Here is a 25,582-nt window from a genome sequence, read left to right as displayed (position 1 = left end):
TCTTGAAGCAATATCGTCTCTGCCTATCTAAAAGCTCTTCTGCGCTACTGATATACTCTCGTTTTCAGTGGGGCAAAGATAACAACTTTATTCAACGCAAAACAAACTTATTTAACATAAATTTCATCTTAAATTAATATTCAATCCTAAACAACTGGTTTAAAGGGAGAAAAAGTTTAAACATTTGTTTGAGGGAGGGCTGAGGGAGGAATTAAAGAATATGAGAATGGAAGGTGGCAACGTTTTATATATAATATGGATGTGAGGGTGTTCAAATAAGTGATAAAGGATACTATTATATATAGAAGATTTTTGAATGGTTTTAAGTTTGGGCTAAAGCCTATGAGGTGTGATTCTTTGTAAACGGGCTAAAAACCGTTTCTAGTGAATATCTTGTGGATGGGCTTATGATTTTATTTAAACACATAGGCGTAGTTTGCGCAGATTAGGATAGCAGGAACATTTATATTATATATAGGTATTATGATAGGAATGGAAAAATATGGATATGGAAGAATTGAAGACATAAGTATAATGATTCTTGATGAACCAAAATAACTCTACTTATATATAGATAAGTGAAATTAGAAATAACGACTGAGATCATTACACGAAGACAAAGATTATGGTAAGGATGCATACATTGAAATTGACCTCTACTTATTAATTATACCCATCATTCATTACCAGTACTTCTCCCCTAGCCCCGATAGAAACGGTTACCCCACAGCATACATTGGAAAGCGTTAGGGTTTAGAAGTTGGATAGCATGGCGCGAGGAGTAAAAGTGAAGAGCGGGAATGAGCTCATAAATAATTCAAGATAAGAATAAGGGCGAGCTATAGAAATGAGAAAGTGACAAATTGTAATATATCTATATATTATAAGTAATCTATTTCAAATTTGTATAAAAAAAATTCCGTAAGGTCCTGAAATATGGAAACCTTACGGAATAGTTGTAAAACTGATGTTTGTATTTTTAGTTCAGAACGTATGATGTTCCGTCTCTTCCATCTTTTAATTCTATGCCTTCAGCTAACAGCTTATCTCGGATCTGGTCTGAAAGGTCAAAGTTTTTAGATTTTCTTGCCTGATTTCTAAGTTCAATTAAGACTTTTAAAGTCTGATCAAGCTTCTCATTATTGTTTTCCTCTACTGTTTGTAATCCTAAGACGTCAAATATAAAGGCATTCAATGTAGATTTTAAATCTTCAAGATCTTGAGTTGAGATTGTTTCTTTTCCATCATTTAAAGCGAAAATATATTTTACAGCTTCAAATAAATGAGCGATCAGAATTGGAGAATTGAAATCATCGGTTAAGGCATCATAACATTTATTCTTCCACTCTTCAAGATTGAAACCTGACTGTTTTTCATCGTTAGGAGTAATAGAATTCAATACTTTTACAGCTTCCATCAATCTGATAAATCCTTTTTCACTCGCAATCATGGCATCATTGGAAATATCCAATACACTTCTATAGTGCGCCTGTAAGAAACAGAAACGTACAATTGAAGGGTGGAAAGGTTTTTCAAAGAAGTCATTTTCTCCTGTTACCAACTGCATTGGAAGGATATAATTTCCCGTAGACTTACTCATACGTTGAGAATTCATTGTCAACATATTAGCATGCATCCAGTAATTTACCGGCGCTGCATCATTACAAGCTTTACCCTGCGCAATTTCACATTCATGGTGAGGGAATTTTAGATCCATTCCTCCTCCGTGGATGTCAAATGTTTCACCTAAATATTTAGTGCTCATCGCAGTACACTCAAGATGCCATCCCGGGAAGCCTTCTCCCCAAGGGGAATTCCATCTCATAATGTGAGCTGGAGATGCTTTTTTCCAAAGGGCAAAATCCTGTGGGTTTTTCTTTTCTCCCTGTCCATCAAGATCACGGGTATTTGCAAAAAGCTCTTCTATATTACGTTTTGAAAGTTCACCATAGTTCAGTCCTCTTTTATTGTATTCCAATACGTCAAAGTAAACGGAACCATTACTTTCGTAAGCAAAACCTCTTTCAATTAGCTTTTGAGTTAACTCAATTTGTTCTACGATATGTCCAGTCGCTGTAGGTTCAATGTTTGGAGGCAGCAAATTGAACATATCCAGCACTTTATGGAAATCTACTGTATATTTCTGTACAATTTCCATCGGCTCAAGCTTCTCCAGCCTGGTTTGCTTTACAAATCTGTCGTTGTCTACATTTCCGTCATCAGTAAGGTGCCCTGCGTCTGTAATATTTCTTACATACCTTACTTTATACCCTAAATGCGTTAAAGTACGGTAAATAAAATCGAAGGATAGGAAAGTTCTTACGTTTCCTAAGTGTACATTACTATACACGGTAGGTCCGCAGACATACATCCCAACATTTCCTTCTAAAATAGGTTTGAATATTTCTTTCTCCGCTGTAAGGGAGTTATATATTTTTAATTGCATTTATTTTTTGTTAAAAGATTCAATAGTTTTAAGATTCAAAAATTAGTTAAAATAAAATACTGTCACAACAGATAATTGTTGTGATAAAAATTTTATTGGCAACTTTTTTAAATTTTATCATTACTTAAATTTATTACATTAGACTTTGCATGTCCGATGTCATCCCTTAAAATTAGAGTGTTCTTATAAAACTCTGTCAATACTCGATTTCCTCCAATATTTATATAATCAGTATTTGATTCTACCAGAGACATTAAATATTCTTCAAATTTATTTAAATCTCCAAATTCTTCTTCAAGATCCTCCAAATTTAATGGAAAACTTAGATTCAAAGTTACTGTTTCTAATTCTTTTCTTCTAAAAATGTTAATCACCAAATCATAAATTTCAAAATCAAGGATTTCTAATTCATCAATTCCATCTTCTCTATTATATTTAACTAAAAGTCTCTTTTGATGCTGAGGAATAATTTCAATAAAATTCTTTTCACTTTTAATTAGTATCTCATTTTCGTAATAAGATATTTCATGATTGAACCTTTCGGAAAGAAGTTTGATATTTTTTTTTATGATTTGTGAAATCATTTTTAATCTAATTTTGCATGGCTTCCCACATAATGTAAGAATTCCTGTCTTGTGATAGGATTTGTTCTGAAAATACCACTTAATTCTGCTGTAATTGTGGAACTAGCAGTATCCTTGATTCCTCTACAGTTTACACAAAGGTGTTTTGCATCAATGATACAAGCCACATCTTTTGTTCCCAAAGCTTCTTTCAGAGCATCTACAATCTGCATTGTTAATCTTTCCTGAACTTGTGGTCTTTTTGCATAATAATCCACAATTCTGTTAATTTTTGAAAGACCAATTACTTCTCCGTTCGAAATATAGGCGACATGCGCTCTTCCTATAATTGGTAAAAAGTGATGTTCACAGAAAGAGTATACTGTGATATCCTTTTCCACCAGCATCTGGCGGTATTTATATTTATTGGAAAATGTAGAGATTCCAGGTTTGTTTTCCGGAAGAAGTCCTCCGAAAATCTCGTTTACATACATTTTGGCAACACGCTTCGGAGAATCTTTCAGGGAATCATCGGTCATATCCAATCCTAGTGTTTCCATTATTTCTCCAAAAAGCTCAGTAATTTTTTCTATTTTTTCCTGTGGCGATTTATCAAAAGCATCTTCCCTTATAGGCGTATGTTCTTTTCCAGTGAAAATATCATCGTCGTTATCAGTAAAATCAACCATTTTTATTTAATTTGCAGCAAAAATACGGATAATATCGTTTCATGTATATTCAATTTAAATGAAAACATTATCTTTTATAACCTACTCTGATAAAAAAATATGATTATTGTCGAAGAAGTACAAAACAAAGAACATAGGAAGGAATTTCTGGAATTCCCTGCACAACTTTATCAACACGACAAAAATTATATTCGTCCACTAGATAAGCATATTGAGGAGATATTTGATCCCGAAAAGAATAAATTCTTTAAAAATGGAGAATGTCAAAGGTTTATATTTAAAAAAGAGAATAAAACAGTAGGTAAAGTTGCGGTCTTTATTAATAATTGCTATGAACAAAAGCAACCAACGGGAGGCTTAGGCTTTTTCGACTGTATTAATGATCAAAAAGTAGCTAATTTTATTTTTGACCATTGTAAAAACTGGCTTCAGGAACGAGGAATAGAAGCTATGGATGGTCCTATAAACTTCGGTGAACGGGATAAGTTCTGGGGACTTTTAATTGAAGGTTTTATAGAGCCTTTATATGGAATGAATTATAATTTTCCTTATTATAAAGATCTTTTTGAAAATTATGGTTTTCAGGTTTACTTTGAACAGCTATGTTTTACACGACCTGTTTTCGCGGAAGTCTCCCGCATTTTCACAATTGCTCATGAAAAAAACAGAAGAAATCCGGCAATTTCAGCTAAACCAATGAAAAAAAATAACCTTCCAAAGTTTGCAAAGGATTTTACAGAGGTTTATAATAAAGCATGGGCTGCTCATGGGGAAGGAAAACACCTGGAGGAAACTAAGGTTCTGAAAATGTTCAACACAATGAAGCCTATTATTAATGAACATATTTCTTGGTTTGTCTATGAAAATGATAAACCGATTGCGATGTGGATTAATCTTCCGGACCTCAACCAGTGGTTCAAATATTTGAATGGAAAGTTTGGGATATTTGAAAAGCTTAAATTTTTGTTTTTAAAACAGTTTAAAAAGAATGAAAAAATGGTTGGACTTGTTTTCGGGGTTGTTCCTGAATGGCAAAAAAAAGGTATTGATGGTTATATGATCTGGGAAGGGACACAACATTTAAGAAAACATACGGATTTTAAAATCACAGAACTGCAATGGATAGGTGATTTCAATCCAAAAATGGTTAAAATTGCTGAAACTCTTGACACCACAGTCACCAGAAAACTAGCAACTTACCGATATTTATTTGATCGAAATAAAGAGTTTGAAAGACATCCTTTTTTGTAAATTTGACGCCTTTTTATCGCAATGATTGCATTTCATCACCGTTGAAATGATAATAATTTGTATTATTGCACAAAACTAAAATAAAACCATATAAAATGAGAAAAGTAATTATAGGTGCTTTACTAGTATCTTTTAGTCTGTCTTACGGACAGAGTGCTCTCCCAGGAGGAAACACCGGAGCAAGTTATTCAAGTACATTATCTATTGGGAGCCTTGGAGGAGATCACCCGGTATTCGGGGTCAAATCAGAAAATGCAGGACGAGCATTGAGATATGAAGATATTATCGGATCACCTTATCATACTACAGAATTTCATCTTGCCAAAGTAGCTGATAATTATGATAAAGTAACTGTGAGATACAATAGTTATACAGATGAAGTAGAATATCAAAAGGATGGGAAACCACTTGTTTTACCAAAAGAAGAACAGTTTTCCAGAATTGAAATAGCTTCTCCTAAAAGTACAATGGTGCTATTAGAGACTAAAGATGAATTAAGTGGATATTTCTTCGAGCTTGTTAACGGAAATAATAAACTTTATAAGAAAGTAAAAACGAAATTTAATGATGCTGTTCCTGCAGCAAATTCTTATGCTTCAGACAAAGCAGCATTTTTCAAAACATTAGATCCTGTTTATTACATTAAAACACCAAACGGGTTTATCAGAAAGCCTAAAAAGGATAAAGATATCTTTGCATTTTTCCCTGATAAAAAGGAACAAATTCAACAGTTTTTAAAAACTAATTCTATTAAACTGAATAAAGAAGAAGATCTGGTGAAGCTAGTAAACTTTTTAAATCAATAAAAAATAAAAGCCCTGCCGTTTAGGCAGGGTTTCTTCATTTTTGGTACTTTTATTAGAATAGCTCTCCAGCTATTTTTTTAATATTATCACTTTTCCCCATTGAGTAAAAGTGTAACACAGGAACTCCAAAATCCAAAAGTTCTCTGCATTGGGTAATTGCCCACTCTATTCCGATCTGCTTTACCGCTTCATTATTTTTTGCATTTTCCACTTCATTGATCAATTCTTCAGGAAGATCTATTTTAAATACCTGAGGTAAGATTTTCAAGTGTTTCTTTGTTGCAATGGGTTTAATTCCCGGAATGATTGGAACAGTGATTCCCATTTCTCTTGCTTTCTTAACGAATTCAATGTACTTTTTATTGTCAAAGAACATCTGAGTAACGATATAATCTGCTCCGGCATCTACTTTTTGCTTGAGCCATTTCAGATCATAATTCATGGAAGGAGCTTCCATATGTTTTTCTGGATATCCTGCTACTCCAATACAAAATTTATTGAGTTCATCACAAACCTGTTCCTCATTATGTAAATACTTTCCTCTTCCAAGATCGTTGATTTGATTTACGAGATCCATTGCACTGGCATGTCCTCCCTGAGTAGGTTCGAAATACTGATGTCCTTTCATAGCATCTCCTCGTAATGCCATCACATTATCAATTCCAAGGTACATACAGTCTACCAAAAGGTATTCTGTTTCTTCTTTGGTAAAACCTCCACAAAGCAGGTGAGGAACAGTATCTACGTTATATTTATGCTGAATGGCTGCACAAATCCCCAATGTTCCGGGACGCATTCTCGTAATACGACGTTCCATCAATCCATTACCTTTATCAAGATAAATGTATTCTTCTCTTGAGGTGGTAACATCAATGAATGGTGGTTTGAATTCCATCAACGGATCTATGTTCGTGTACAGATCTTCAATACCAATCCCCTTTTGTGGCGGAACCACTTCTAAGGAGAATAGGGTTTTTCCATTTGCGTTTTTAATGTGTTCTGTTATCTTCATATCAATTTTAATCTGCTAAATTTGGTGACAACCATTTTCTAGCTTCCTGGATGCTACAACTTCTTCTGTCTGCATAATCCTTAAGCTGGTCTTCTGTAATTTTTCCTAATCCAAAATACTTGGCATGCGGACTTCCGAAATAATATCCTGAAACGGCTGCAGTCGGGAACATGGCTAAGCTTTCGGTAAGGTATACCCCTATATTTTCTTTTACTTTTAAAAGATCCCAGATGGTACTTTTTTCCAAATGGTCAGGACATGCAGGATAACCAGGAGCGGGACGTATTCCTTTATACTTTTCTGCAATCAGTTCTTCATTACTTAATTCTTCCTGAACGGCATAGCCCCAATATTCTGTTCTTACTTTTTTGTGTAAAAACTCAGCATAAGCTTCTGCAAAACGGTCTGCCAGAGCCTTTACCATGATCGCATTGTAATCATCATTGGCTTTTTCATATTCTTCTGCCAATTCATCAGTTCCAAAACCTGTGGTCACACAGAAAGCCCCCATATAATCAGTTTTTCCTGTACTTTTTGGCGCGATGAAATCACTTAATGCCAGATAATCTTTCCCTTTTGATCTTTGAGCCTGCTGTCTTAGGGTTAAAAATTTAGCCTGTTCATTATTATTCTCATCAAAAATCAGAATATCATCCGTTTCATTGGAATTCGCTTTGAAAATTCCGAAGATTGCTTTTGCTGTTAATAGCTTTTCATCCAGGATTCTCTTTAAAATAACCTGAGCATCTTTGAATAATTCTTTTGCCTGTACTCCTACAACCTCATCTTCTAAAATATTGGGATATTTCCCATGAAGATCCCAGCTTCTGAAGAATGGAGACCAGTCGATGAAAGGTAATAATTCTCTCAGGTCCTGGTTTTCAACAACGGTTATTCCTAAATTGTTCGGTGTGAAAATGTCTTCGTTTTCCCAGTCTATTTTGAACTTATTTTCTCTTGCTTCTTCAATAGAAACATAGTCTTTATCTACCTGTCGGTTCAGGAATTTCTCTCTGAAGTCTGAATAGTCATTCTTCAGATCAGAAACATATTCTTTATTTCTGTCTCCCAATAATGAACTTACCACGTTTACTGCTCTTGAGGCATCATTAACGTGAACAACAGCATTCTTATATTTTAAATCGATTTTCACTGCAGTGTGTGCCTTTGAAGTTGTTGCACCACCGATTAACAAAGGAAAATCTAAGTTCTGTCTTTCTAATTCTGAAGCGATGTACACCATTTCATCCAAACTCGGAGTAATCAACCCGCTTAATCCGATTACATCTACTTTTTCTGCAATAGCAGTCTGAATGATCTTTTCAGCAGGAACCATTACACCAAGGTCAACTATTTCATAGTTGTTACACCCTAAAACTACGCTTACAATGTTCTTTCCAATATCGTGAACATCTCCTTTTACTGTAGCCATAAGGATTTTCCCATTAGCAGGTCTTGATCCGTCTTTTTCTGCTTCAATAAAAGGTTGTAAATAGGCTACTGCTTTTTTCATTACCCTTGCTGATTTTACTACCTGGGGCAGGAACATTTTTCCGCTTCCGAATAAGTCTCCCACTACACCCATTCCCGTCATCAGATTGATTTCAATGACATGGAGCGGTCTTTCAGCCGATTGTCTCGCTTCTTCTACATCTTCTTCAATAAAACGGTCAATTCCTTTTACCAGTGCATAAGTAATTCTTTCCTGTAATGGATTGTTTCTCCATTCCAGATCTTCAGTCTTTTCTTTTTTGACTGATTTATGTTTTTCGGAATAATCCAGAAGTCTTTCTGTAGCGTCTTCTCTCCTGTCAAGGATTACGTCTTCTACGAGTTCTAATAATTCTTTATTGATCTCATCGTAAACTTCCAGCATGGCAGGGTTTACGATTCCGATATTCATTCCAGCCTGAATGGCATGGTAAAGAAATACGGAGTGCATGGCTTCTCTTACGGTATCATTTCCACGGAACGAGAAAGAAACGTTGCTTACTCCCCCACTCACAGATGCATAAGGAAGGTTTTGTCTTACCCAACGTGTAGCTTCAATAAAATCGATGGCATTTTTTCTGTGCTCATCCATTCCTGTAGCTACCGGGAAGATATTTAAGTCAAAAATGATATCTTCTGCCGGAAAGCCAATTTGGTTCACCAAGATATTATATGATCGTGTTGAAATTTCTATTCTACGTTCAAGATTGTCAGCCTGCCCTACCTCATCAAACGCCATTACAATAACTGCAGCACCATATCTCTTGATAGCTTTAGCGTGTTTTATAAATTCTTCTTCGCCTTCTTTTAAGCTGATTGAGTTTACCACACATTTTCCTTGTGCCACCTGAAGACCTGCTTCCAGAATTTCCCATTTGGAAGAGTCTACCATGATTGGAATTCTCGCAATATCCGGTTCTGATGCAATTAAGTTCAGAAATTTGATCATGGATGCTTTACCGTCAATCAAACCATCATCAAAGTTAACATCCAGAATCTGAGCTCCACCTTCTACCTGATGACGGGCAATGTCTAATGCTTCAGAGAATTTTTCCTCTTTGATTAGTCTTAAAAACTTTTTGGAACCGGCAACATTAGTCCTTTCACCAACGTTGATGAAATTACTTTCCGGCGTTATGATAAGAGGTTCTAAACCTGATAATCTTAAATACTTCATCTATTTTATTCTTCTAAAATATAGTAGGCATTATTTGCATTCTGCCTCAATAAATCTCTATGTTTACCTAGAGCGGTTAACAATGGAAATCGTTTGTATGCCAAGTCATGTTCTTTAGCAAATTCTTCTATTTCTTCTGTAATCTCATTGTAATACATATAACTGTAATTGGGAAAAAGGTGATGAGCCACATGGAAATTAAAGTTTCCTAATACATTTCTTACCAACCAGTTATTTTCTTTTAAATCATTGGTCACTTCTAATTGATGACGAAGCCAGCTAAAAGGAAGCCCATTCTCTTTATTCAATCTTGGAAAAGCATTATCAGGAAGCGGATGCAAAGGCAATAAAACAAACAGTGCAAAAATGCTTGCTGAAATTACCTGTAAAAACCATGCTCCCAATGCCAGACCAATTGATACTTTAAAGAACACAACAGGAACTACAATCTGATAAAAAAAGTAAAATAGTTTATAGCTTACCATTTTTACTTTCTCTACAACAGGTATTCTTCCCTGGGTCTTTAAAATCACTCTTTCCTTATCAAAGAAGTCTCTGAAATCTCTTATGAACATCCAGTTGAACAAATACAACGGATATACTAAAAAGAAAAACCTATGCTGATACTTCTGTACTCCTTTTGCCTTAATCCAAGGCACTATTAGCAGCAAACCACTCTGCTCAATATCGGTATCCCAGCCATCCACATTCGGATAGGCATGATGGCTTGCGATATGTCTTTTCTTCCAGATATAGGAATTGGCTCCTATAAAATCAAAAATGTGTAAGACCAGATTATTGAGCTTTTTACTTTTATAAATATTATTATGGGCTGCCTCATGAATTAAATTCAAATAAATCAAAACCAGGGAAATTCCCATAAAAACAAAACTCAGAATGTAGACCCAATGTTTTTCAGCATTAAAAAGAGCAAAGAAATATAAACCAATATAGATCATGGGTAAAATCACCGCTTTAATCTTAATATAAACATCCCTGTTATCAGGAAGAGCTTCTACGCGTTGATTTACTCTCTTTCTCAATTCGTTAAACAACCTTGCGTCGTCTGAATCCTTTAAGTAACTCGGCTTTTCCATTATAGTTAAGTTTTGTGATTTACTTAAAGATAATATTTATAATCCAGCCTTCATTATTGATTTTAATTAAAAAAATCTATCAAATCAGACAAATTCTTTCAATTTTCTCGGCTCATACTTTTCTACCAGTTCTGCTATTGCTTTGATATGTTCAGGAGTGGTACCGCAGCATCCTCCGATAATATTGATCAATCCTTTTTCTACATATTCCTTAATCTGTCTTGCCATATCTTCTGGTGTTTCATCATATTTACCAAAAGCATTTGGTAAGCCGGCATTCGGATACGCTGAAACATAGAATTCTGAATTATGAGCTAAAGTTTCCAGATAAGGCGTTAATTGATCTGCTCCTAATGCACAGTTGAATCCAACACTTAATAAATTCAAATGAGAAACGGAGATCAAAAAGGCATCAGCAGTCTGCCCGCTTAATGTTCTTCCTGACGCATCTGTAATGGTTCCTGAAACCATGATGGGAATTTTAATTCCTCTTTTTTCCTGAAGTTCATCAATGGCAAACAAAGCAGCTTTAGCATTCAAAGTATCAAAGATGGTTTCTACCAATAGAATATCTGAACCTCCGTCTAATAAAGCTTCACATTGCTGTTTGTAAGCAACTCTCAGTTCTTCAAAAGTAATGGCTCTGTATCCAGGATCATTCACATCTGGGCTTAAACTAGCAGTTCTGTTCGTGGGACCTATTGATCCTGCTACAAATCTCGGTTTATCCGGATTTTTTGCAGTGTATTCATCACAGGCTTTTCTGGCAATCTTTGCAGACTCATAGTTCAGTTCATACACCAATTCTTCCATATGGTAATCTGCCATTGCAATAGTAGTTCCGGAGAATGTATTGGTTTCAAGAATATCCGCTCCTGCTTCAAGGTATTTCTTATGTACTTCTTCAATGGCCTGAGGCTGCGTAAGAGAAAGCAGGTCATTATTTCCTTTTACAGGATGTTCCCAGTCTTTGAAACGTTCGCCACGGTAATCTTCTTCTTCAAACTTGTAGCGCTGAAGCATGGTTCCCATAGCACCGTCTAGTACTAAGATACGTTCCTTTAGGGCTTTGTTTAGTGATTCTATATTTGTCATCTCTTTTATAGTTGTCGAGTGAGACTGATAGGTTTGGGGTTGATAGGTGGTTGATAGGACTTCGTTCTATCTTTGGTTAAATCGCCCCGTTGGGGCTCACTTTGTGATTAATCTAAGGCTTGTTTTAAGTCTGCGATGATGTCGTCTACGTTTTCTAAACCTACTGAACAACGGACTAATCCTGCTGTAATTCCTACTTCGTTTCTTTCTTCGTCTGATAGTTTAGAGTGTGTGGTAGATGCCGGATGTGTGACGATCGTTCTTGTATCACCAAGGTTTGCAGAAAGTGAACACATTTGTATCTTATCAAGGAAATTTCTTCCGCCTTCTATTCCTCCTTTGATTTCAAAAGCTACGATGTTTCCTCCAAGTTTCATTTGCTTTATTGCGACTTCATAGCTTGGGTGAGATTTCAGGAATGGATATTTTACCAATTCTACGTTAGGATGGCTTTCTAAAAACTCAGCAACCTTCAATGCATTTTCACAATGTTTTTCAACACGGATTGCTAATGTTTCCAGACTTTTTGATAATACCCATGCATTAAAAGGAGACAATGCAGGTCCTGTATTTCTTGCGAAAAGGTAAATTTCTCTGATCAGGTCTTCTTTTCCTACTGCAATTCCGCCTAATACTCTTCCCTGCCCGTCAATCAGCTTCGTTGCAGAATGTACAACAACATCTGCACCATATTTGATAGGCTGTTGAAGATAAGGTGTTGCAAAACAATTGTCTACAATAAATATTAAGTTATGTTTCTTTGCAATCTGTCCGAAAAACTCCAAATCCAGAATTTCAATTGCCGGATTGGTAGGGGTTTCAAGATATAGGATCTTTGTATTCGGTTTTATATATTGTTCTACATTCTCAGCATCTTCTGCTTTGAAGTAGGTAGTTTCAATATTCCATTTCGGGAAATACTTTGTGAATAAAGTGTGAGTAGATCCAAAAACCGACTGACAGCTTACGATATGATCTCCTGCACTTAATAGTGCTGCAAATGTAGAATAGATAGCTGCCATTCCTGTTGCAAAGGCATATCCCGCTTCTGCACCTTCCATTTTAGCAATCTTCTCTGTAAATTCAGATACATTCGGATTAGAGAAACGACTGTATAAGTTTTTAGGTTTTTCTTCAGCAAAACTTGCTCTCATATCTTCAGCATCCTGAAAAATAAAGCTGGATGTAAGATATAACGGTGTGGAATGTTCATCAAACTGAGATCTCTCCGTTTGGGTTCTTATTGCTGATGTTTCGAAATTTTCCATATAGTTTTAATTTGTCAATTTACCAATGCATCAATCTAACAGTTTAACAATGAAATTCTTCGATTTGCCAGAATGACAATGATAGCCATTGGTAAACTGTTACATTGTTAGATTGCTACATTAATTTTATTTTGTTTCACTTAGTCTTAAAATATCCCCGAATACTCCTCTTGCCGTTACTTGCGCTCCAGCTCCGGCTCCCATGATAACAATAGGATTTTCACCATAACTTTCTGTGTAGATTTCAAAGATGGAATCTGATCCCTTCAATTGTCCTAAAGCTGAAGTTGCAGGAACAGAAATCAGTTTTACATCCAGTTCGCCTTTGTCTTTCTGTAAATCACCATGTAAGTCACCCACGTATCTCAATACATGACCTGGTTCCTGATTTTCTTTTATCTTTTGGTATTCTTCGTCTAATTCTTCAAGTCTTGTAAGGAATTCTGACTTTGAAACTTCAAGTAAGCTTTCCGGAACAAGGTTTTGAATATTGATATCTTCAAACTCATTGATTAAATCAAGTTCTCTAGCCAAAATCAAAAGCTTTCTTGCTACATCATTCCCTGATAAATCTTCTCTTGGGTCCGGTTCTGTGTATCCTTTTTCTAAAGCTTCATTGATGATCGTTGAAAATTTATCATCTCTCAACGAGAAATTATTGAAAACATAGCTTAAAGTTCCTGAGAAAACTCCTTTGATTCTTGTGATATTTTCTCCTGAAAGGTGTAATAATTTGATGGTATCAATTAATGGCAGACCTGCTCCTACATTGGTTTCATATAGATAACGTCTGTTCTTTTTATTCAACGTATATCTTAGTTTTCTATATTCTTCGATAGGAAGAGTGTTGAAAATTTTATTGGAAGAAACCAGATCAAAACCATTTTCAGCCAATGCCTGATAATTTTTAACAAAATCCTTGCTTGCCGTGTTATCTACAACAATCAGATTCTCCAGTTGGTTTTCATTGGAGAAATTGATAAGCTCCTCAACATTCGATGGGCGCTCTGCTGTTAAAACCTCATCTGTCCAGTTATTATCAAAACCTTTTTTGTTGAAAGCAATTTTCTTTGAATTGGCTACAGCAACTACTTTAAGGTCTATCTTTTTACGTCTTTTGATCTCTTCTGAAGACTCAAGAACCTGCTGGATCAGTGTTTTTCCTACATTTCCATGCCCGATAATGGCAAGATGAACGGTTTTAGGTTTTTTAAAGATTTCGGATTCGATGATATTTTTTGTTTTCTCATCCTGTGAAGATGTCACTACAATATTAACTCTGTTTTCTCCTGCCACTTGATTTAATAGCAATGGGAAAACATTGTTTCTTGCCAGCTCTGCAAAAACTTTATTGGAGTCTTCTGCTACAAAACCGATCACAGAAACATTATTGATACTGTATATTTGAGATACTTTTCCTGATTTTCTTTCTTCTTCAAATTCATCAATAAGACAAGCCACTGCTTTTTCCGCATCATTCTCGTGAACCAAAATAGAGATTCCGTTTTCTATAGCCTGCTGAGAGATTACTCCCACACTGATACGCGCTAAAGTAAGCGCTTTAAAAATTCGTCCATCAATTCCGATTTCTCCCAAGAAATCTTCTCCTTCAAATTTGATGATTGATCTGTTCTTCAAAAATTTTATTTCGTTAGCGTTTTTCATTACTCTATAAAATGTTTTTTATGATATTATTTAATTGTTGATATTCCATTAGGAAGGCATCGTGCCCGTGTATAGATTGGATCTCATGATAAGAAACATCCTTCTTTTTCTCTTTTAATGTCTCAAAACACATTCGGATTTCAGAAGCCGGAAAGAAAAGGTCTGTATCTACGGAGATCACGTGCATTCGTGCTTCTATTTTCTCCAGAGCTGTTTCATCAGTATTTAGATTCATCAGCAAATGATTCATCAGCTTGTATGCTTGTAAACTAAACCTTTCGTTTAGCACATTACCATGATAAATAAGCCAATCTTCTGATTCTAAGCGTTGTTTTTCCTTATTGTATTTATTTTGAAATCTTTCATTAAGAGATTCTGGAGTTCTGTAACACAACATCGCATGAATTCTCGCTTTTTGTAATGGCTCATCTTTATCATTCAATAAGAATTTCTGAACCAGACATTGTGCATGCAGCCAATCATGTGTTCTGTAATCACAGGCAATAGGAATAAAAATTTCTGCGAGCTTAGGTTGCTTTGCTAACATTTCCCAAGCAATTCCTCCACCAAGGGAGCCTCCAATAATGGCGTATAGTTTTTTGATATGTAAAGCTTCTAATCCTTTCAGAAATATATTGCCTATATCTGAAGGAGTAAAATCTTCATAATCTTCAATTAAAAAATGATCGTATCCGTTTCCTGGAATGTTGAAACACAGAACTGTATATTTGTTTGTATCAACGATCTGATTTTCTCCTATCAATTGTTTCCACCATCCTTTGTCACCAGATACTGTTGAATTTCCGGTAAGAGCGTGGTTAATCAAAATGATGGGAGCTGTAAACAAGTCTTTCCCGAAAAGCTCATAGCTCAACGAGATATTGTATTCCTTTTGGGAATGGGTTTGATACGAAAGATTAATATAGTTTAGTTCTGTTTTCAATTCTATTAAATTTTAATACAATTGAAAATGCCACAGGAAATGGCTGAAAAGAACTTCAGTAAGTTATCTGTCCAAAAATTACTTTGGTAGAACGTAGCACCTTCTTTGCTTGCGCAAAGGGTTGCTAAGGTTTCATAGGGTCTAATCCCTCAACCTTTCTTGATAACATTTTCAATATTTGAATGAACGAATGGTGCAAAGGTAGTTCTTTTCTTTTAAAATCAAAAAAAAATTAATTTAATATTTTAAAAAGCCCTTAAACACAAGTATATCAGAGGAATATTAATTATTATTCAGATAGAAGGAATTGGAATTATTTTACAAAAAAACTAACTTCGTATTGAAAAATGATGACATATGATCGCCGAAAAGGAAAGATTACAAGATACTAAATGGAAAAACTGGGGACCTTACGTTAGTAACCGTCAATGGGGAAATGTACGTGAGGACTACAGTTCTGATGGAAATGCGTGGAACTATACCAATCATAATAATGCAGAAAGTTATACTTATCGTTGGGGAGAGGAAGGTATTGCCGGAATGTCTGATGTAAAACAACTTTTTTGTTTTGCTTTTTCGTTTTGGAATAAAAAGGATAAAATTGTAAAGGAACGTTTCTTCGGATTGAGCAATCCTCAGGGAAATCATGGTGAAGACATCAAGGAAATTTTCTATTATCTGGATAACACACCTACTCATAGCTATATGAAAATGGTTTATAAGTATCCGATCAATGAGTTTCCTTATGATGAACTGGTAGCGGAAAACGGAAGACGCAGTAAGCAGGAACCTGAATATGAAATTTTTGATACAGGGATATTTGATAATGACGCTTATTTTGATATTTTCATAGAATACTGTAAAGCGGATCACAATGATATTCTAGCAAGAGTAACAGTTTGTAACCGAAGTCAGCAGGACGCACCGATTGTAGTTGCACCAACGGCATGGTTCAGAAATAACTGGAAATGGGGTTACAACACTTATAAAGCTGAAATGTTTGCTTCACATGACGGAAGTATTAATATTGAGCACGACAGTATTTCTATCAAGAAGTTTTATTCAAGAAAGGATAATAATCAAAGGGTGTTTTGCGAAAATGAAACCAATACCCCCAAGCTGTATGGAGCTCCTCAGGCTGAAAACACTTACTTTAAGGATGGTATCAATAATTTTATCATTCATCATAGCAATACGGTAAACCCTGAAGAAAGAGGAACAAAAGCTTCTTTTTTGATTGATGAAATAATTGGTGCCGGACAATCTGAAACTTTTGAATTCAGATTTTGCCCCGAAGCCACTGCTGAACCTTTTGAAAGTTTTGATGAGATTTTTAATACCAGAAAAGCCGAAGCCGAAGAATTTTACAATGAAGTTCAAAATGATACGACGAATGAAGATGAAAAAAATGTTCAGAGACAAGCTTTTGCCGGACTTCTTTGGAATAAACAATTTTACCACTACAATATAGGAAAATGGCTGAAAGGTGATCCCAATTTTGAAGCTCCGAGAAACTTTAATGAATATGTAAGAAATACGGAATGGAACCATCTTCACAATAAAGATATTATTTCCATGCCTGATAAATGGGAATATCCATGGTACGCAACCTGGGATCTTGCTTTCCACTGTGTTCCTTTATCTATCATTGATGCAGAATTTGCCAAAGGTCAACTTTTACTTCTTACCAAGGAATGGTATATGCATCCTAACGGGCAGCTGCCAGCCTATGAATGGAATATGAGTGACGTAAATCCGCCTGTACATGCTTGGTCTTGCTTCAGAGTTTTTAAGATTGATGAAAAGAATAATGGAAAACCAGATTTATTATTCCTTGAAAAAGTCTTCCAGAAACTTCTTTTGAATTTCACCTGGTGGGTGAACAGGAAGGATAAAAATGGAAAAAATATATTTGGGGGAGGCTTCCTTGGACTGGATAACATCGGTGCTTTCGACCGAAATATGGTTTTAGAAGATGGGCAGTATCTTGAACAGGCAGACGGAACCAGCTGGATGGCAATGTATGCACTGAATATGATGCGAATTGCTATGGAACTGGCTCAGTATTATCAGGTATATGAAGATATGGCGATAAAGTTCTTTGAACATTATCTGTATATCGCGGAAGCTATGGAAAACCTGGGTGAAGGAACCAAGGGCTTATGGAATGAGGAAGATGGATTTTTCTATGATGTTCTACAGCTTGGAAACGGAAACAGTGTTTCTTTACGATTAAGAAGTATTGTTGGACTGATTCCTCTTTTTGCTGTAGAAATTGTAGATCACCGCCTTTTGGAAAAGATGCCGAATTTCAAAACCAGAATGGAGTGGATCTTAAAAAACAAACCGGAACTGACAAAATTGGTTTCTCATTGGGATGAAGAAGGTCAGGGCAGAAAACATCTGATGAGTATTCTTCGTAAAAACAGATTAACAAAAGTTTTATCGAGAATGCTTGATGAAAAAGAGTTTTTAAGTTCTTACGGAATTCGTGCAATGTCTAAAGTATATGAAGAAAATCCGTTTGTGTTCTCGGTTCATGGTAATGAAAACGTAGTGTATTATACGCCTGCGGAAAGTGATAGCCGAATGTTTGGTGGAAATAGTAACTGGCGTGGACCGATCTGGTTTCCTATCAATTTCCTGATCGTAGAAAGTTTACAGCGTTTCCATTACTATTATGGAAATAGCCTGAAAGTAGAACTCCCAACAGGAAGTGGAGACAAGAAAAATTTGGATGAAGTAGCTCAGAACATCAGCAAACGACTTTGCTCTATTTTCTTAAGGGATGAAAATGGTCAGCGTGCCTTTAATGGAGGAAATCCAAAGTTTAATTATGATGAGCATTTTAGAGACTATATCACATTTTTTGAATATTTCCATGGAGATAACGGTCGTGGTGTTGGTGCTTCTCATCAAACAGGATGGACAGCTACTGTGGCGAAATTGATAAAACCAAGACTTACCTTCTAATGAATAATAAAAAACCGGATGAAACATCCGGTTTCTTTTTTGTACACTAATTTTTTTGCCACGAATTCACGAATAATTTGTTCACATAAAGCCTATATACTTATTTCTTATAGGATCGTATATTATTAAAACATTATAGGTTTCGGAAACCTATAATGTTTATATTATCCAGTTTTAATAGAAACATTAGTGGCTAAATAAAAAAATGAGGCTTAAAAGCCTCATGTATTGTTTTAAATTTTTTCTCCGTTAACGAATACTTCGTATCCGATTTCTACGTTTGGTTCTAACGTTTTTGATACAGAACAATATTTTTCGAAAGATAATTCTGCAGCTTTCAAGGCTTTCTTAGGATCAATTTCTCCTTCTAAAAGAAATTTTACTTTAATAGACTTAAAAGGTTTTGCATCATCTACCTGGACTCTCTCTCCTTCTACTTCTGCCTGAAAGCTTTTAATATCCTGACGTTGTTTCTTTAAAATGGATACCACATCTATTCCGCTGCATCCTGCTACTGCCATCAGGACACTTTCCATTGGAGAAACTCCTTTAGCTCCCGGCTGAGAAGTATTGTCCAAAAGGATAGAATTTCCCTGTCCATTTGTGCATTCAAATAAAAAATCGTCGTTTATTCTGTTAAGTGTTATTTTCATTATTGCTTATTACTTGATACAAAATTATAAAATTCCTCTGGCTTTTATCTCCAAATATTTATTGATAACGTCAATATTCAAATTCTCAGGAAGTGTATAAACGGTATAAATTCCATATTTACGAAGTTCCTGAATGATGAGTTTCTTTTCAAATTCAAATTTTTCTGCGACAATTTCATCATAAATCTCCTGCATATTTTCAGGGTTCTTGTTGATCATAGTCTGCAATTCTGAGTTTTTAAAGAATACGACGACCAACAGATGATTTTTTGCTATTCCGCGAAGATATTTCAACTGGCGGTTTAATCCGTCCAATGTTTCAAAATTGGTAAAAAGCAAGATAAGACTTCGTTGATTGATCGTATATTTTACATCCTGATACAATCTGTTGAAATCACTTTCAAAGAAATCTGTTTTAATATTATAAAGAGCTTCTGATATTTTTTTCAGCTGCCCGGATTTATTGTCTGCGGCAATTTTATTTTCTGCTTTTTTGGAAAAAGTCATCATCCCTGCTCTATCTCCTTTTCGTAAAATAATATGAGACAAAGCCATCGTTGCATTAATGGAATAATCCAAAAGACTCAACCCATTGAAAGGCATTTTCATGGTTCTCCCTTTATCAATCAACATAAAAATACGCTGTGATTTTTCATCCTGAAACTGATTAACCATTAATCGGTTCGTCTTGGAAGTCGCTTTCCAGTTGATTGTTCTGATATCATCTCCCGGAACATAGTCTTTGATCTGTTCAAATTCCATGGTGTGTCCCAGTTTTCTGATCTTTTTGATTCCTCCCATCATAAACTCACTCTGCAATGCCATCAATTCATATTTTCTGAGATGAATAAAAGACGGATAAGATGGTAACATTGCATCTTTCTGGAATGTAAATCTCCTGGCAACAAATCCTAATGGAGATGAAGCGTAAATATTTAAGTTTCCAAAGTGATACTCTCCTCTTTCTTTTGGTTCCAAAGTATATTGAAAGAAAGTATTAGCTCCAGCCAGAATAGGTTTTTCAATCAGGAAATCTCTCTTCTGAAACTGAAAGGGAATTTCATCAATGATCTTAGTAGTTATCTTAAAACTGTAATTATTTTTAATATCAATCTTTACAAAGTTCTCATCACCATTAGATAATTTTTCCGGTAATATCCTTTGAGCCTGTAACGCATTCTTTTGATTAAAAACAAGTAAACAATCTACCATAAAAGCAAGAAAACAGATCAACAGTACAATATGAGCGGCCCACATTAATCCGGGAAAGAAAAATGCAAGAACATAAAGTATTCCCACTCCGATAAGTGTAAAGAAAAAGCGGGTATTGATATATAAGTTTTTCATTATTTAGGTTGCAGGAATTAAAATTCAATAAGTAAGGTTAATTCCTCAGTATTAAATTCTGCTCTATCTTGGTATTTCAATTCCTTCTAATATTTGACGGATAATTTCATCAGCTGTCAGCCCTTCCATTTCTCTTTCTGGAGAAACAATGACTCTGTGTCTTAATACAGCATAGCTTGCTTCTTTAATATCTTCAGGGGTTACAAAATCTCTACCTCTTAATGCTGCAAATGCTTTGGAAGCGGTAAGAAGTGCTAATGATGCTCTTGGTGAAGCTCCCAGATATAAGAACTGATTTTCTCTTGTGTTGATAATAATCTTAGCAATATATTCCATCAATTGGGCTTCGACAATGATCTCCTTTACCAGATGTTGATAGTTTTTCAACTGTTCTGCTGTGATTACTTTATTGACAACTTCTGTTTTATCTTCTCTTTTGCTTTCGTGCTGGTTTTTAATGATCGCTATTTCCTGCTCAAGGTTAGGATATCCTACATTTATTTTAAAAAGAAAACGGTCCAGCTGAGCTTCCGGAAGTCTGTAAGTTCCTTCGTGTTCAATCGGATTTTGTGTAGCGACTACCAGAAAAGGTTCTTCCATGATATAGCGGTTGCCATCCATTGTAATTTGTCTTTCTTCCATTACCTCAAATAAGGCAGCCTGAGTTTTTGCCGGAGACCTGTTGATCTCATCAATCAGTATAAAATTCGAGAAAATAGGTCCTTTTTTAAATTCAAATTCTGAATTCTTCATGCTGAATACCGATGTCCCCAATATATCAGAAGGCATAAGATCCGGTGTAAACTGAATTCTGCTGAAACCAACATCGATGGTTTTTGCCAATAGTTTTGCCGTAATTGTTTTTGCTACTCCGGGCACCCCTTCAATAAGAACGTGTCCATTGGAAAGTAAAGCCGCAAGAAGATGTTCGATCATGCTTTCCTGCCCTACTATTACTTTACCTATCTCTGTTTTTACTTTATCCAGGCTCGCACGAAGTTCAATCATATCGATTCTCGACTGAAACTGTTCTTCGTTTTTATTGAGATTTATAGAAGTTTGATTTTCTGTGTTTGGGTTATCAAGGTTTTCCATAATAAAATTTAATTTACCAATCTAACAATATAGCAATGTAACAATTATATTCATTAAGAATAGTATTTAATTATCATTGGTAAACTGTTACATTATTATATTGTTATATTATTTAAGTATTTCGTCAAGCAGTTTATTGATCCTTCCTAGATCTTCCTTCATTACGCTCGCATAGGGATCCTGTGCTTTTTTGATCAGACTGATTGCTTCATTGATTGTTTCCATGGTTTTCCCTGTCTTTAACTGAAGTTTTTTAGCAAATTCTTCATCGAGGTTTTGGGTATCAATCAACAAGTCTATTCTTACTTTATTCAGAAAGTATTGGGCTTTCTTCGCCATCATATCATGAAAATCTCCTTCCTGAAGATAAAGATTTCCAATACTTTTCACAAAATCTAACGAGGTATTTCTTAAAGGTTCTATCACAGGAACAATTCTCTGTTTTCTTTTAGCATTAAAGAAAATAAAAAGAACAAGACCTCCCAGGAATAGCCACCATGCATACTTCAAGGCAGGATTTCCCAATATAAACCTCATAAAGAAGCTTGACGTATTGGACTTATTTTCTATAAACCAAAGCGTTTCTCTATCCTGAAGATAAGAAAAAACATCTTGGGTGTATTTTACATTTCCAGGCTTTAAAAGATAGTAATTGGTAAGAAAAAGCGGTTCGCTATGGGCATAAATAGTTCCCTTTCCAAACTTTATCTTAATGAAGTTTGCCTGATCTGTATTCTTTTTTTCTACCGTTTTTCCAAGGATCTCTGTACCTGGTTTGATGAATGAAAATCCTCTTCCTGAAGGAAACTTATCTAATTTAATAAAATCATTCTGATATTTCTTATCTGTAAATTTCAGTACATTTTCTTCTTCAAAGGATATATCTGAAGCATAGAAACCAATACTGTCTGAAATGTTTCTTGGTATACGGCTTATGATCAGCATCGCATCTGAACCATTGGATACCTGATCCATTATTTTCTTCCACGATTCCCCATCAATTTCTTTTTCAATCACAAGAATGTTATGATTTCCTTTCTTGTGCTGACTATAATATTCGTAAGGAGCCTGATCAATTTTTTTCAGATTATTCTTGAAAAGGTCTTTCGCTTCGTTATTAAAAACAAATAATCCGAAAGGTGATTTTCCATTAATATCAAAATTCTTTCGCCAGTCTGTAGTTTCTTTTTTGTTAACTTCAAGCAACGCCAAAATAACCATCACAATGATGAAAATTACAGCATATATTTTGAAAGTTTTATTCATGGTTAATTTCGTTATGGTTTAAATGCCTGATATTGGTTTTTAAATTTCTGATAGCTTTGCTCATCAATACTGAATTCTCCGTACCAGACATATTCGAAGATGTAAGACAGTTCTGAAAATCCTTTTTTAAGATCCTGAACTTTCAATTCTGCTACATAATCTTTATTTGTTTTTTCAGGATTCCAGTTAATTAGTTTTTTATCGCTTAGTTTTTTTAAGGCAAATAAGAACTGATAACGTACTGCCGAACGATAATCTCCTTCATGCTCAAACTTTGCAATGCTTTCAGGAAAATTGATTTCGTGGATATTTTCGTGTAATTCTTCTACATTCAGATCCAGCTTTTTATTCTTTCTACCGAAGATAAAGTTTCCGTCTTTTCCAAGGATATACCTAATGATAAAATAAAGAAGAAATCCAACCAGAATAATGGCGAATAAACGGACAAGTGCTACTGTAAATTCTGAAGATTTAGCAAAAACGGTCTCTCCAAAAATGCTTCTCAAAATCTTATCTACTTTCCTCATCAGCTTTTGCCAAAAGGATTCTCTGGGTTTTGATACTGAATAGTCAAACTCGTTTCCTTTATACCTGGATGGTACATTTTCTTTGAACTGTTTTGGGTAAACTTCATTTTCTGTAACCGGTTTCTTCATCAGTACAGAATCTGCCCGAAGCATATTATGATAATGCTCGGTACTCAATGAATCTCCCAGATAATCATCCACAGGAGCAGAATCCTGACCTTGTACAAAGCCAAAAGACAATAAAAATACTATGAAAAAAAGAATTTTATTCATTAATGCCAATGGTATCTATTTCTTCTAATTCTACTTTCTGATGAAGATCTGTTCGACTGTCATAATACATTAATCCTGCATTGATGTACATTAGATTTGAAAGGAAAAACGAAACAAGAATTGATATTCCATACAGTACTGAAAATACAATTCCAAACATTCCTGTAAAAGGGTTTTCCTCAAACCCTCCATCTGAAGGAGAAGTAAGAAGTGAACCATATATGAAAAACATCGGAACAAGCGTAAAAATAGACGTTGCAATGTACATAATGATAAACATTACAAATGCAGCCCCCCAATACTTCCAATATGGAGATTTCTCACTTCCGTTCGGATATGAAAACTGTGATCTCACAGAATAGCTTAAACTTTCTAGAAATCCTCTTTTTGAATTGAAATAATCATACATCAGGAATGTAGTGACATTAAATAAAGTAGGATACAAAAGCAAGATCAGAAAAACTCCTATGAAAATCAGAATAAGAGCGTAAGAAAAACCTATGATAAATAATGCTATAGGTGTTACTATAAATATCATTCCCACACAAAGCTTTGCTATTCTTCCGGCATTCTGCTTAAAATCTGTCAGAATCTCGTCTGCTTTTACTTTCTTGGCACCCTGAGCAATTCTTTTCAGATAAAACACTGGATAAAGGTAATTCACAATAGCCAAAACAATAAAAAACAATAGCACCAGAACCCCTACTCCTACCAGTAATGCTGCATTATTTGAAAAGTATTCTTCAAAATAAAAGCTCCCACCGTTAATGTTTCCTCCAAAAAAATATATAAAGAATTCTTTGTACCCGAAAATGAAAATTGTTACCATTAAAACCAATAGCAATCCATTGATCAGGGCATAGTTCGTTAAATAATTCTTTCCGTATAACTTGAAGAAATTAAAACTGTCACTGATGAAAGTTCCAAAATCTCTTTTTTTATAAAATTGTATCATTGATCTGTTTATTAGTTTTTTTGTTAACAATAGACGGATACACGAAGTAATAAAATCCTATCACAGCAAGTGAACCGAAGATAATTACCAGATTCAGAAACAAAGGCATTTTCAAAGCATGTCTTGTCACATATCCTTCAATAATCCCGGCGCATATTGTAAATGGAATGGTACTTAAAAATATTTTAAATGAATCCTGAAATCCTTTTTTAAAGGAATTAAACCGTGAAAAAGTTCTCGGAAACAAAATAGAAGCACCAAGGATTAACCCGCACATTGCTTCCACGACCATTGCAAAAATTTCAAAGACTCCGTGAAGCCAGATACCTCTCGCACTATCTTTCAGCGCTCCGTAATCATAGAAAAAATATTGGAAAGAGCCCAGCATTACACTATTTGACAGCAAAGCAAACAAGGTTCCCACTCCACCTGCAATTCCGTAAATGTACAATTTCGCACCTACCTGGATATTATTAAAAATGATTCCGATAGTCGTTCCCCAGGTTGTACCGCTTTGGTAAACACCAACGGCATTGTTGTTTTTAATATTTTCGATAGTTTCATTTACATAACTTTCACCCAGAATGATATTGGCAAATTCTTTATCATAAACAGCAGAAATCACTCCTATAGACGTGAACAGAATAAAGAAAAGGAAAGCATACAACAAATATCTTCGGTACTGATATACCAGTAAAGGAACTTCAGTTTTAAAGAAATAAACCAATCTGTTCTCTTCTACTCTTTTCGTTTTATAGATCTTTTGGAAAATCTGGGAAGACAGGTGATTCAGGTAAACTGTAGTATTGCTTTTAGGGTAATAAGTTTGAGCAAAAGAAAGATCATTGATCAGGTTAATATACAACGAAGACAGGTCGTCAGGATTTTTTTTAATTTTCCCATCGATAACCTGTTCTATTCCCAACCATTTTTCTTTATTTTGTTTAATGAAATAAACTTCTCTCATAATTGTAAAGGCTAAAATAATAA

20 protein-coding genes and 1 riboswitch are annotated in these 25,582 nt (G+C 35.0%); of the genes, 3 read left to right on the top strand and 17 right to left on the bottom strand.

Annotated elements, in window-relative coordinates:
• Positions 1-979 precede the first annotated feature (979 nt).
• The 3 genes from cysS to folE form a co-directional block, all read right to left on the bottom strand.
• Positions 980-2,446, bottom strand: a complete 1,467-nt coding sequence (gene cysS, locus BW983_RS23395; RefSeq protein WP_076554243.1) for a cysteine--tRNA ligase — start codon at positions 2,444-2,446, stop codon at positions 980-982.
• Between the two features lie 107 nt (positions 2,447-2,553).
• On the bottom strand, positions 2,554-3,030 hold the full coding sequence (locus BW983_RS23390) for a hypothetical protein (RefSeq protein WP_076554242.1): 477 nt from the start codon (positions 3,028-3,030) through the stop codon (positions 2,554-2,556).
• 2 nt (positions 3,031-3,032) lie between these two features.
• Complete coding sequence (folE, locus tag BW983_RS23385; protein ID WP_065395967.1) at positions 3,033-3,698, bottom strand: GTP cyclohydrolase I FolE; 666 nt, start codon at positions 3,696-3,698, stop codon at positions 3,033-3,035.
• A gap of 99 nt (positions 3,699-3,797) precedes the next feature.
• On the opposite strand from folE, the gene BW983_RS23380 reads away from it, so the two are divergent.
• Both BW983_RS23380 and BW983_RS23375 read left to right on the top strand, forming a co-directional pair.
• Positions 3,798-4,949 carry a hypothetical protein gene (locus BW983_RS23380; protein WP_076554240.1) on the top strand — a complete coding sequence of 384 codons (1,152 nt, stop codon included), beginning with the start codon at positions 3,798-3,800 and terminating at the stop codon, positions 4,947-4,949.
• Positions 4,950-5,044: 95 nt separating this feature from the next.
• Positions 5,045-5,755 (top strand): hypothetical protein, encoded by a 711-nt coding sequence (locus BW983_RS23375; RefSeq protein WP_076554238.1) that lies wholly within the window; start codon positions 5,045-5,047, stop codon positions 5,753-5,755.
• Positions 5,756-5,807: 52 nt separating this feature from the next.
• Here BW983_RS23375 and metF read toward each other — a convergent pair whose 3' ends face one another.
• The 7 genes from metF to BW983_RS23340 form a co-directional block, all read right to left on the bottom strand.
• The gene (metF, locus tag BW983_RS23370; RefSeq protein ID WP_076554236.1) at positions 5,808-6,767 is read right to left on the bottom strand and encodes a methylenetetrahydrofolate reductase [NAD(P)H]; all 960 of its coding nucleotides are present in this window, start codon (positions 6,765-6,767) and stop codon (positions 5,808-5,810) included.
• A 7-nt stretch (positions 6,768-6,774) separates the two neighbouring features.
• On the bottom strand, positions 6,775-9,435 hold the full coding sequence (metH, locus tag BW983_RS23365) for a methionine synthase (protein ID WP_076554234.1): 2,661 nt from the start codon (positions 9,433-9,435) through the stop codon (positions 6,775-6,777).
• Between the two features lie 5 nt (positions 9,436-9,440).
• Entirely contained in the window at positions 9,441-10,532 is a 1,092-nt protein-coding gene (locus tag BW983_RS23360) for a fatty acid desaturase family protein (RefSeq protein WP_076554232.1), read from the bottom strand.
• An 84-nt stretch (positions 10,533-10,616) separates the two neighbouring features.
• A complete protein-coding gene (locus BW983_RS23355) occupies positions 10,617-11,627 on the bottom strand; it encodes a homocysteine S-methyltransferase family protein (protein WP_076554230.1) in 1,011 nt (336 codons plus the stop codon).
• 107 nt (positions 11,628-11,734) lie between these two features.
• Positions 11,735-12,895, bottom strand: coding sequence for an O-succinylhomoserine sulfhydrylase (locus BW983_RS23350; RefSeq protein WP_076554228.1), 1,161 nt, complete (start codon positions 12,893-12,895; stop codon positions 11,735-11,737).
• A gap of 126 nt (positions 12,896-13,021) precedes the next feature.
• The gene (locus BW983_RS23345; protein WP_076554226.1) at positions 13,022-14,560 is read right to left on the bottom strand and encodes an ACT domain-containing protein; all 1,539 of its coding nucleotides are present in this window, start codon (positions 14,558-14,560) and stop codon (positions 13,022-13,024) included.
• 4 nt (positions 14,561-14,564) lie between these two features.
• Positions 14,565-15,503: an alpha/beta fold hydrolase gene (locus BW983_RS23340; protein WP_076554224.1), complete on the bottom strand. Its 939-nt coding sequence runs from the start codon at positions 15,501-15,503 to the stop codon at positions 14,565-14,567.
• A gap of 60 nt (positions 15,504-15,563) precedes the next feature.
• Positions 15,564-15,672: riboswitch (SAM riboswitch) on the bottom strand.
• A 188-nt stretch (positions 15,673-15,860) separates the two neighbouring features.
• Between BW983_RS23340 and BW983_RS23335 the strand changes: the two genes are divergently transcribed.
• Positions 15,861-18,476 carry an MGH1-like glycoside hydrolase domain-containing protein gene (locus BW983_RS23335; protein WP_076554222.1) on the top strand — a complete coding sequence of 872 codons (2,616 nt, stop codon included), beginning with the start codon at positions 15,861-15,863 and terminating at the stop codon, positions 18,474-18,476.
• 233 nt (positions 18,477-18,709) lie between these two features.
• Here BW983_RS23335 and BW983_RS23330 read toward each other — a convergent pair whose 3' ends face one another.
• From BW983_RS23330 to BW983_RS23300, 7 genes are all read right to left on the bottom strand, one after another.
• Positions 18,710-19,129 (bottom strand): OsmC family protein, encoded by a 420-nt coding sequence (locus BW983_RS23330; protein WP_076554220.1) that lies wholly within the window; start codon positions 19,127-19,129, stop codon positions 18,710-18,712.
• Between the two features lie 24 nt (positions 19,130-19,153).
• On the bottom strand, positions 19,154-20,476 hold the full coding sequence (locus BW983_RS23325; RefSeq protein WP_076554218.1) for a DUF58 domain-containing protein: 1,323 nt from the start codon (positions 20,474-20,476) through the stop codon (positions 19,154-19,156).
• A 63-nt stretch (positions 20,477-20,539) separates the two neighbouring features.
• Entirely contained in the window at positions 20,540-21,571 is a 1,032-nt protein-coding gene (locus tag BW983_RS23320) for an AAA family ATPase (RefSeq protein WP_076554216.1), read from the bottom strand.
• Between the two features lie 108 nt (positions 21,572-21,679).
• The gene (locus tag BW983_RS23315; protein WP_076554214.1) at positions 21,680-22,837 is read right to left on the bottom strand and encodes a hypothetical protein; all 1,158 of its coding nucleotides are present in this window, start codon (positions 22,835-22,837) and stop codon (positions 21,680-21,682) included.
• A gap of 11 nt (positions 22,838-22,848) precedes the next feature.
• Complete coding sequence (locus BW983_RS23310; protein ID WP_076554212.1) at positions 22,849-23,637, bottom strand: DUF4129 domain-containing protein; 789 nt, start codon at positions 23,635-23,637, stop codon at positions 22,849-22,851.
• Positions 23,630-24,592 (bottom strand): DUF4013 domain-containing protein, encoded by a 963-nt coding sequence (locus BW983_RS23305; RefSeq protein ID WP_076554210.1) that lies wholly within the window; start codon positions 24,590-24,592, stop codon positions 23,630-23,632. Before BW983_RS23305 ends, BW983_RS23310 begins: the two co-directional genes overlap by 8 nt.
• Positions 24,576-25,559: a stage II sporulation protein M gene (locus BW983_RS23300; protein ID WP_076554208.1), complete on the bottom strand. Its 984-nt coding sequence runs from the start codon at positions 25,557-25,559 to the stop codon at positions 24,576-24,578. The genes BW983_RS23305 and BW983_RS23300 overlap by 17 nt, the downstream gene beginning before the upstream one ends.
• Positions 25,560-25,582: the final 23 nt, after the last annotated feature.

Origin of the sequence: Chryseobacterium ureilyticum (assembly GCF_900156735.1) — a bacterium.
In the GTDB taxonomy this organism is placed as follows: domain Bacteria; phylum Bacteroidota; class Bacteroidia; order Flavobacteriales; family Weeksellaceae; genus Chryseobacterium; species Chryseobacterium ureilyticum.
The sequence above is the reverse complement of the archived record's forward strand: the minus strand, read 5'-3'. Positions and strand labels throughout refer to the sequence as shown.